Below are 9,052 nucleotides of genomic sequence, written 5' to 3' on the forward strand. Positions count from 1 at the left end.
GCCGTACCTCGGGCGCGGCCGACCGGTCCAGGCCCGGCCCGAGCGTCGACAAGGTACGGTCCTTCCCGTCCCGCCCGCCCACCAGCCCGGCCGTGCGGGTCGCCGCGAGCCACGCCGTGACCAGCAGCGACCAGCGCTCGGCGGCGGGCAGCTCCAGCCACTCGTCGTACGCCGGGGTCGCCGCGTACCGCTCGTCGGCGTCGCCGTCCGAGGCGATCAGGCCCGCCGCGTACGCCAGTTCCACCCAGAACGCGGCAACCGGCTCGGGCACGTCGAGCGCGACGGCGCTCCGCTTCAGGTCGCGCACGCTCAGCCCACCGGCCCGCAGCACCGCCGGCCCGCCCTCGTCCCAGTCCTTGAGCAGCTCCTCGACGGTGGCGAGCGCGGTGTACGCCTGCCCGGCCGCGGCGCTGTCCACAACCTGTGGACGGTGAACGGCCGCCGTCTCGACCACCGGCGGCACGGGCTCGGGCGTCCGGTGCGCCAGGCCTCGCCGCAGATGCAGGGCGACCTCGCGCGGCAGGACGACCGTCCCGGGCGCGGTCGGCAGCAGCAGTCCGCGGTCCAGCAGCCAGCGCAGCCGGGGCGCCGGATCGGCCGTGACCTGCCCGTACGGCGGCCCCCACACCAGGCGTTCCAGCACGTCGAGGGAGTCGGCCGGGGCGTCGGCGAGCAGCGCGGCCATCCGGGCCCGGTCCGTGAACAGCCCGGCCAGGGCGGTCACCGCGGAGACCGAGTCGTGCGTCGAGGCGAGTCCGGCGGCCGTGACGATCTCCTGGATCCGGCCCGGGGACATCCCGGCGGTGGCCTCCTGGACCGTCGGGCCGAGCCCGGTCGGCGAGGGGTGCTGCGGCGAGGGCGCCAGCAGCTCACGCGCCGTGCGCACCAGCCGCAGCCGGTCGACGTCGCCCCACACCAGGGCCTGCTCGCGCAAGCCGTCCAGGGCGTGCGGCAGTGCGGCGACGACGGCCGGGTCGGCGTCGTCCCCGGCCATGAGCCCGAGCAGTTCGCCGTACGCCGCGGGGTCCGCCGCCACGGCCAGTGCCTCCGCCGTCTGGAGCGCGAACCGGTCCAGCCGCTCCAGCGCCCGCACGACCGAGGCACGGGTGCCGGCCCGGGTCGCGAGCTGGGTGAGGTCGGTGGGGACGGGCGTGATGAGATCCGGGCGGCTGCGCAGGAGCGCGCCCAGCGAAGCGTCGCCCCGCGCGCGGAGCTCTTCCGCGAGGGAGCGGGGGGCCGGGGGCCTGTCCTCGGTGCTCATCCGGTCCACGGTAGCGGGTCGCCCCCGGCGGCCGGGCCGACTGTGCGAGGCCGCGGCCGGGGCCCCTCCCCGAACGCGGGACGGGGTCTTGGCCGCTTGGTGGGCACTCGCGGTACCGTCGTGCGACGGCGTCACGCAACGCACCCGCCCCGGAGGGGACTTCGTGGGGATTGAGAGCGACCAGGTCGTTTACGAGTATCTGAGCCGCGTCGGCGACGTGGCCCAACAGCGGCAGTTGTCGTCGGCCACCCGTATGCGTCTGGTCGCGGACCTGCGCAACGAGATCGACAAGCGCCGCGCGAAGACCACCGTGGACTCGCCCGCCGCCGTCCGCCGCATTTTGTCCCGCCTGGGCAGCCCCGACGACATCGTGACCGCGGCGGCGGGCGGTACCGGCGGTGAGCCGCGCAGCGCCGCCCCCGCCTCCGTCCCCGTACAGCGCGACGTCGAGCCGGAGGAGCGGGCGAAGGGCGTCATGCGGCGCGTCGTACCGCGTCCCCGGCCGGGGCGGCCCGCCGAGACGCCGCACCCCGCGCCCTCCGACGGCCCGGCCCCGCCGCACCTGGCCGCCGGGCACGAGCTAGGCGACAGCGCGCACCAGCCGGACTGGTGGCGGGTGGACAGCGGCCCCTTCGGCGTGGGTGACGAGGTGCCGGGGTTCGTGGGCGGCGTGGAGGTGCCTGACCTGCTGAAGCCCCCGGCGCCGCGGACGGCGGAGAAGGAGAAGCCGGACGCGGAGGAGACGGTCCCGGTCGTCGAGAGGGCCGAGGTGACCGAGAAGGGCGGCCGCCGCCGGCTCGCGCGCCTCCCCGCCGCGAACTGGAGCAACCCGCTCCTCCTGATCGCCGCGGGTCTCCTCGTCGCCGGTGCCGCGCTCGGCAACTGGTTCGTCCTCCTGCTCGGCTGGCTCATCGCCTACGCGTCCCGCCGCCTGACCCAGGCCGAGACGAAGTGGGCCGTCGTCATCCTGCCGGGCCTCTCCGTGGCGGGGGGTCTGGTCTGGATGTGGGGCCGGATGAACGGCCGCTGGGGCGCCCCGATCGCCGAGGGCCACATGAACGCCGCGGTGGCGCAGACCTGGCCGTGGGTGGTCAGGGGCGCGGCGGTGGCGTCGGCCCTGTTCCTGGTGTGGCGTTCACAGCGCTCGCGCTAGTGCCGCGGCACTGCCGCGGCACTATTGCCGCGACAGGCAACGTTCGCCCCGTCACGACGCCCGGCAGGCTCCCCCGCGCTCTCGACTCCGCTCGAGCGGGGGGTACCCCCACTCGCCGCACCGGCCGAAACTCCGAGTACGTCCAGTACGAGGGCTTCCGGCCGGCACGCCGAGAGCACGCACCGGACGCCGCTCCTCAACGGGCAAACGTCGCCTGCCGCGGCACGAGGTCGCCTGTCGTTCACACCATCTGGGCACAATGGCCCATATGGCCTTCATGATCCCGCCCGCGCTCACCGTCGGCTTCGACCTCGACATGACCCTCATCGACTCCCGGCCCGGCATCCGCGCCTGCTACCAGGCGCTGTCCGAGCGGACGGGGACGTACATCGACGCCGACCTGGCGGTCACGCGGCTCGGGCCGCCGCTGGCCGAGGAGCTGATCAACTGGTTCCCGGCGGCGGAGATCGCGGCCATGGCGGACCTGTACCGGGAGATGTACCCGGCCATCGCCATCACCGCGACCCCGGCGATGACCGGCGCCCGGGAGGCCATCGCGGCCGTACGGCAGGCCGGCGGACGCGCGATAGTCGTCACCGCCAAGTACGAGCCCAACGCCAAACTGCACCTCGCCCACCTCGGCATCGAGCCCGACGCCGTCATCGGCGACCTGTGGGCCGAGCAGAAGGCGCAGGCCCTGCGCGAGCACGACGCGGGCGTCTACGTCGGCGACCACGTCGGGGACGTCCGCGGCGCGCGGACCGCCGGGGCGCTGTCGGTCGCCGTGGCCACCGGCCCGTGCCCCGAAGAGGAACTGCGCGCGGCGGGCGCGGACGTCGTCCTCACCGATCTGACCGAATTCCCGCGGTGGCTTTCGGACTACCGCCCTGCGCGCGCCTGACGGCGGCCCGCCGCCACGGAACGCAGCACTCCCGCACCGGCCATCAGGAATCCGACGGCCATGAGCATGCTCAATCCGAACATGTACGTCGGAAAGGGCGTCGTTCCGAGGAACAGCGGGGCGACCGTGACCAGTGTGGCCAGGGCGCCGATGAAGAAGACGACGGCTCCGGCACGGACCAGGCGGTCACCGGGAGCGGCGGAATTCGTTTGGGTTTTGTCACGCACCCGACCAGGGTAGTTCCCAGCGCGAAGGAACAACCGGGTGACGTCTTGTCACCGGCTGCAAGAGCATTAGCCTGGGTACCGGCGGGTCCGTACGACCCGCCCCAGTGCTATCAAGAGCCGTTTCCAGAAGCAGTTTTCCGACGAGTACGAGGACGAGGACAGACGTGCCTACCGGCAAGGTCAAGTGGTTCAACAGCGAGAAGGGCTTCGGCTTTCTCTCCCGCGACGACGGCGGTGACGTCTTCGTCCATTCCTCGGTCCTCCCCGCCGGAGTCGAGATGCTCAAGCCGGGTCAGCGCGTGGAGTTCGGCGTCGTCGCCGGGCAGCGCGGCGACCAGGCGCTGTCCCTGACGATCCTGGACCCGACCCCCTCCGTCGCCGCCGCGACCCGTAAGAAGCCGGACGAGCTGGCCTCCATCGTCCAGGACCTGACGACGCTCCTGGAGAACATCACGCCGATGCTGGAGCGCGGCCGCTACCCCGAGAAGACGGCCGGCAAGAAGATCGCCGGCCTGCTGCGCGCGGTCGCCGACCAACTGGACGTGTGAGGCCTCAGGGAAAGCGCAGCGCGTCCGGGCCGAGGGGCGGTACGAGTCCCTCGGCCGCCGCGCGTGTCAGCAGCCCGCGCACGGCCGCGTAACCGTCTTCGCCGAGGTCCGCGGTGAACTCGTTGACGTACAGCCCGATGTGCTGGTCGGCGACGGCCGGGTCCATCTCCTGGGCGTGCTCCATGACGTACGGCCGGGACGCCTCGGGATCGTCCCAGGCGGCGCGCACCGATGTGCGGATGGAGTCCGCCAGCAGCCGCAGCTTCTGCTCGCCCAGCGACCGCTTGGCGATGATCGCGCCCAGCGGGATCGGCAGCCCCGTGGTGTTCTCCCAGTGCTCGCCCATGTCGGCGAGCTTGTGCAGCCCGTAGCTGCGGTACGTGAAGCGCGCCTCGTGGATCACGAGCCCCGCGTCGACCTTCCCGTCCCGCACGGCCGGCATGATCTCGTGGAACGGCATGACGACGATCTCGCCGACCCCGTCCGCCACGGTGTCCGCGGCCCACAGCCGGAACAGCAGGTACGCGGTCGACTTCTCACTGGGCACCGCCACGGTCCGCCCCGTGAGGTCGACATCGGCCTCCCGCGTCAGCACCAGCGGCCCGCAGCCCCGCCCCAGCGCGCCCCCGCAGGGCAGCAGGGCGTACTCGTCGAGGACGTAGGGCAGCACGGCGTACGACACCTTCAGCACGTCGAACTCGCCGCGCTCGGCCATGCCGTTGGTGATGTCGATGTCGGCGAAGGTCACGTCGAGGGCGGGGGCGCCGGGGACCCGGTCGTGGGCGAGGGCGTCGAAGACGAACGTGTCGTTCGGGCAGGGCGAGTACGCGATCTGCAGCTCAGGTGTCATGCCGGTTCCAACTCTCCAGTACGGGCGCGAGCTTCCCGAACCCCTCGGTCAAGGCTGCCAGAGCGTCGCCGATCCGCCATGCGGCGCGGTCGCGCGGCCCGACGGGATTGGAGATCGCCCGGATCTCCAGCACGGGCACCCCCTGCGCGGCGGCGGCCTCGGCGACGCCGAAGCCCTCCATGGCCTCGGCGAGGGCGGTGGGGTGCCGCTCCCGCAGTGCGGCGGCCCTGACTGCCGTCCCGGTCACGGTGGACACGGTGAGCACGGCCCCGGTCCGGGCTCCGGTGGTCTCGGCGACCCGCCGGACGAGATCCGCCGGTGGCTCATGCCTGACCGTCCCGAATCCGAGCTCGGTCACCGGAAGGAACCCGTCCTCGGTCTCGGCCCCCAGATCGGCCGCGACGATCCCGTCGGCGACGACCAGCGACCCCACGGGCGCCTCGGGCTGGAACCCGCCCCCGATCCCGGCGGAGACGACGAGGCCGTAGGGCGTGCCCTTCAGGGCGGCGGCGGTGAGGGCGGAGGCGGTGGAGGCGGCGGCGAGCGCGGGCCCGACACCGACGGCGATCACCTCAACGCCGCCGTGGTCGGGAAAGGCCTGAGCCACCGCGTCCCTCTCCACGGAGACAGCGGTGGCCACAAGAACCCGGCCAAGCTCAGCGGCAGCGATCAGGCGTCCTTCTTGAGCTTGAAGTTCCAGAGCCCGGAGGTGTCCTTGTCGCCTTCCTTGATGGAAACCAGCGTCGAGTTGCCCTGCGCGCCGTACTGGGCGTTGAAGAACACGCTGCCCGGAATCGTGCGGTAGGTCTTCGTGCTGGAGTCGGTCAGCGGCTGACCGTTCATCAGGATCGTCCAGCCGTTGTCGGCGATCTCGGGGTCGACGCCGAAGCGCACCGTCTCGTCGGGGTCGACGGAGATGCTCTTGATGCCCTTGTCCTTCAGGCACCCGGCGAGGTCGGACGGTTTCAGGGCGTCGCCCTCGCCGCCGCAGGTGGCCTCGGAGTTCACCGAGTCGCTGCCCACGGTGACCGTGGCCATCGGCGTCGGCTTGTCACAGGCCGACAGGACGAGCAGTCCGGCAGAAACGACACCGGCGACGGCGACGGCGCGGCGGCGTCGCACAGCGGATTGCAACGTGTTCATGGGCGAAGGCTATCGGGCGGGCGGGGCGCACCGCCCACGCGGGGTACGGCTCCCCCGGAGATCCATCAGAAGGGCCCTACGCGACACGCGCCCGCCCCGAGCCCCCGCGCCGCGCCGAGTCGATCAGCCCCCGCACGGTCGTCAGCCACCCGACGCCGACGATCGCGGCGCCCACCGCCAGCCCGGCCGTGCCGTTGAGCGGCACCGCGATGCCGACCGCCCCGCCCAGCACCCAGGACATCTGCAGCAGCGTCTCGGAGCGGGCGAAGGCCGACGTACGGACGCTCTCGGGCACGTCCCGCTGGATCAGCGCGTCCAGCGACAGCTTGGCCAGGGCCTGCGCGAACCCGGCGATCGCGGCCAGAGCGGCCACCAGGACCGCGCCGAAGAACACCGCGGCCGTGATCGCCGCGCCCGCCACGCCCGCCACGACCGTCACGATGATGATCTCCGGCGCCCGGGAGCGCAGCCACGCCCCGACGGCCGTACCGAGCGCGTTGCCCACGCCCGCCGACACGCCCACTATCCCCAGCGACACGGCGGCGCTCTGGCCGGAGACCGGGTGCTCGCGCAGCAGGAACGCCAGGAAGAAGATCAGGAACCCGGTCAGACAGCGGATGGCGGCGTTGGCGGCCAGGGCGTGGGTGACGGCCGGGCCGACCGTGCGCAGCCCGGGACGCTTGACGGGCTTCCGGTGCGGCCCGTGCAGGTGCTGCTCGTCCGCCGCCAGCAGGGCGCGGTCCTCGCCCTTGGCGGAGTCGACCTTCGGCGGCAGCGTGAACGACAGGACCGTCCCCGCCACGAACAGCACGAAGGCGCCGTAGAGGGGCCAGCGCGGCCCGATCTGCTGGAGTCCGACGCCGATGGGCGCGGCGATGCCGGTGGCCAGGAGACCGCCGAGGGTGACCCGCGAGTTGGCCTTGACCAGGGAGAAGCGCGGTGGCAGCAGCCGGGGCACGACGGCGCTTCTGACCACGCCGTACGCCTTCGACGAGACCAGGACGCCCAGCGCGGCCGGATACAGCTCCAGGCCGCCGCTGACGACCGCGCCGGACAGGATGAGCGCGAGCAGCGCCCGGGCCAGCATCGCGGCGGCCATCGCGGCACGGCGGCCGTGCGGGAGGCGGTCGAGGAGCGGGCCGATGACCGGCGCGAGGAGGGTGAAGGGCGCCATGGTGATGGCGAGGTACAGGGCGACGCGGCCGCGGGCCTCGTCGGTGGGCACGGAGAAGAAGACCGTGGAGGCCAGGGCGACGGTGATCATGACGTCGCCGGCGCCGTTCACGCCGTGCAGTTCGATCAGCTTGCCGAGGCCGGACTCGCCGGCGCCGTGCGCGTGGGTGGCCTTGCGGATGCCGCGGGCCGTGCCGGTCACGGGGAAGTGCAGGGCACGGCCGACCGCACGGAAGGAGCCGCCCAGACGGCCCGGTCCGTTCAGTCGGCTGCTTCCCTTGACCCCTTTCGACCCACCGGTCCCGGTGGCGCCCGGGGGTGTCTTCGCGGCTGCCACGACGTCATAGTGCCCCGATAAGGCTGTGGGTAGTGCCATTACCGCTTGTATGGGGCCTGTGGGGTGACTGTCCGCGTGGCGGCGCGGGGTCCGGTGGGCGGTGCATCAGGACCGTCGGTGTACGCGAAGTGGGGCGGAAGGGTAGCGTGCGTATCTCAGCCATCCCGCAAAATGGATGAAGGATGTCGACGCGGTCCCCCGGTCCGCTCCGTCCGCCCCCGCGCTGGGAGTGGCGCACTCGTGAGACGGCGTATGGAGAGAAGCGATACCTGTGAGCGCAGCGACAACGCGAAGCCGCACCCCTGACCGTCTGTGCGCCGAGGCCGTCGACCTCGCCCGCGCCGCAGCCGAGGAGGCCGCCGCGCCGGGAATCGTCGGGGAGCACGTAGGGCTGGTCTCCGAGGGGGACCGGGTCGTCACGCACTTCTTCCAGTGCCGGGAGCTCGGCTACCGGGGCTGGCGCTGGGCCGTGACGGTGGCCCGGGCGTCCCGGGCGAAGATCGTCACGGTGGACGAGGCCGCGCTGCTGCCCGGCCCGGACGCAGTGCTGGCGCCCGAGTGGGTGCCGTGGAGCGAGCGGCTGCGTCCCGGCGACATGGGGCCGGGCGACCTGCTGCCCACCGACGCCGAGGACCTGCGGCTGGAGCCGGGGTACTCGGGTGAGGACGAGCAGGCGCCGAAGGTCCCCGTCTCGCACGAGATGGCCGACCTGGTGGAGGCGGAGGACGCGGACCTCACCACGGGTCCCCCGTCCGGCTTCGCCGGAGCCCCCGTCCGCGGTTCGATCCCGGCGGTCGCCGAGGAACTGGGCATGCGCCGGGCCCGCGTCCTGTCCCGCTACGGCCTGCACACCGCGGCCGACCGCTGGGAGGAGGCGTTCGGCCCCAAGACGCCCATGGCCCAGTCGGCCCCCGCCGCCTGCGTCAGCTGCGGCTTCCTCGTCCCCATCGGCGGCTCCCTCGGCCAGGCCTTCGGCGCCTGCGCCAACGAGTTCTCCCCGGCCGACGGCCGCCTGGTCTCCCTCGCCTACGGCTGCGGCGGCCACTCCGAGGCCGCGGTCATGCCCCGCCCGCCCCAGCCGGCCGCCCCGGTCATCGACGAGACCCGGGTCGACCCGTTCCCGCTGCGCCCGTCCTCGGACTCGGGCTCGGTGACACCGACGGCGGACGCGGACACGGAGGAACTGGGGCACTCGTAGCCAACGGCGGCTGGCCGGCCCGGCCCGGGGTGCTGCGCGCCGCCGAGTGGTTGGCGTGCCGCCTGGCTTCGGTGCCTGGGTCTGGGGGAGTGACTCCGGTGGTCGCCCGGCCCGGGGTGTGCGCCCGAGTCGGTGGTGGTCTGCCTGGCTTCGGTGCCTGGGCGCTGCCGAGTGGTTGGCGTGCCGCCTGGCTTCGGTGCCTGGGTCTGGGGGAGTGACTCCGGTGGTCGCCCGGCCCGGGGTGTGCGCCCGAGTCGGTGG

General features: G+C 73.3%; 9 protein-coding genes and 1 pseudogene. 4 read left to right on the top strand and 6 right to left on the bottom strand.

Annotated features, from left to right (window positions below):
- Positions 1-1,261 (bottom strand): annotated as a pseudogene (locus ABZ281_RS24440) (DNA-binding protein); the annotation flags it as partial.
- A gap of 163 nt (positions 1,262-1,424) precedes the next feature.
- Here ABZ281_RS24440 and ABZ281_RS24445 point away from each other — a divergent pair.
- Together ABZ281_RS24445 and ABZ281_RS24450 are read left to right on the top strand one after the other, a co-directional pair.
- Positions 1,425-2,414: a hypothetical protein gene (locus ABZ281_RS24445; protein ID WP_356658667.1), complete on the top strand. Its 990-nt coding sequence runs from the start codon at positions 1,425-1,427 to the stop codon at positions 2,412-2,414.
- Positions 2,415-2,682: 268 nt separating this feature from the next.
- Complete coding sequence (locus tag ABZ281_RS24450) at positions 2,683-3,315, top strand: haloacid dehalogenase-like hydrolase (protein WP_356658669.1); 633 nt, start codon at positions 2,683-2,685, stop codon at positions 3,313-3,315.
- On the opposite strand, the gene ABZ281_RS24455 is transcribed toward ABZ281_RS24450, so the two are convergent.
- Positions 3,294-3,542, bottom strand: a complete 249-nt coding sequence (locus ABZ281_RS24455; RefSeq protein WP_031110609.1) for a hypothetical protein — start codon at positions 3,540-3,542, stop codon at positions 3,294-3,296. The two genes, ABZ281_RS24450 and ABZ281_RS24455, sit on opposite strands and share 22 nt — an antisense overlap.
- Positions 3,543-3,706: 164 nt before the next feature.
- On the opposite strand from ABZ281_RS24455, the gene ABZ281_RS24460 reads away from it, so the two are divergent.
- Positions 3,707-4,090 carry a cold-shock protein gene (locus ABZ281_RS24460; protein ID WP_030849358.1) on the top strand — a complete coding sequence of 128 codons (384 nt, stop codon included), beginning with the start codon at positions 3,707-3,709 and terminating at the stop codon, positions 4,088-4,090.
- Positions 4,091-4,094: 4 nt separating this feature from the next.
- Here ABZ281_RS24460 and ABZ281_RS24465 read toward each other — a convergent pair whose 3' ends face one another.
- The 4 genes from ABZ281_RS24465 to ABZ281_RS24480 all read right to left on the bottom strand — a co-directional run bounded on the left by ABZ281_RS24465 (position 4,095) and on the right by ABZ281_RS24480 (position 7,593).
- Positions 4,095-4,940, bottom strand: a complete 846-nt coding sequence (locus tag ABZ281_RS24465) for a 1,4-dihydroxy-6-naphthoate synthase (RefSeq protein WP_356658671.1) — start codon at positions 4,938-4,940, stop codon at positions 4,095-4,097.
- A complete protein-coding gene (locus ABZ281_RS24470) occupies positions 4,930-5,580 on the bottom strand; it encodes a futalosine hydrolase (RefSeq protein ID WP_356658673.1) in 651 nt (216 codons plus the stop codon). The genes ABZ281_RS24465 and ABZ281_RS24470 overlap by 11 nt, the downstream gene beginning before the upstream one ends.
- A 29-nt stretch (positions 5,581-5,609) precedes the next feature.
- The gene (locus ABZ281_RS24475) at positions 5,610-6,083 is read right to left on the bottom strand and encodes a DUF2771 domain-containing protein (RefSeq protein WP_356658675.1); all 474 of its coding nucleotides are present in this window, start codon (positions 6,081-6,083) and stop codon (positions 5,610-5,612) included.
- 76 nt (positions 6,084-6,159) lie between these two features.
- Positions 6,160-7,593: an MFS transporter gene (locus ABZ281_RS24480; protein WP_356658677.1), complete on the bottom strand. Its 1,434-nt coding sequence runs from the start codon at positions 7,591-7,593 to the stop codon at positions 6,160-6,162.
- A 271-nt stretch (positions 7,594-7,864) separates the two neighbouring features.
- On the opposite strand from ABZ281_RS24480, the gene ABZ281_RS24485 reads away from it, so the two are divergent.
- Complete coding sequence (locus ABZ281_RS24485) at positions 7,865-8,791, top strand: DUF3027 domain-containing protein (RefSeq protein WP_356658679.1); 927 nt, start codon at positions 7,865-7,867, stop codon at positions 8,789-8,791.
- Positions 8,792-9,052: the final 261 nt, after the last annotated feature.

The sequence above is a fragment of the Streptomyces sp. NPDC006265 genome, assembly GCF_040613555.1.
Classification (GTDB): domain Bacteria; phylum Actinomycetota; class Actinomycetes; order Streptomycetales; family Streptomycetaceae; genus Streptomyces.

Excerpts from the sequence above, each read along its gene's own strand:
- ABZ281_RS24465 (WP_356658671.1), bottom strand. The coding sequence starts at position 4,940 with ATGACACCTGAGCTGCAGATCGCGTACTCGCCCTGCCCGAACGACACG.
- ABZ281_RS24450 (WP_356658669.1), top strand. The coding sequence starts at position 2,683 with ATGGCCTTCATGATCCCGCCCGCGCTCACCGTCGGCTTCGACCTCGAC.
- ABZ281_RS24475 (WP_356658675.1), bottom strand. The coding sequence starts at position 6,083 with ATGAACACGTTGCAATCCGCTGTGCGACGCCGCCGCGCCGTCGCCGTC.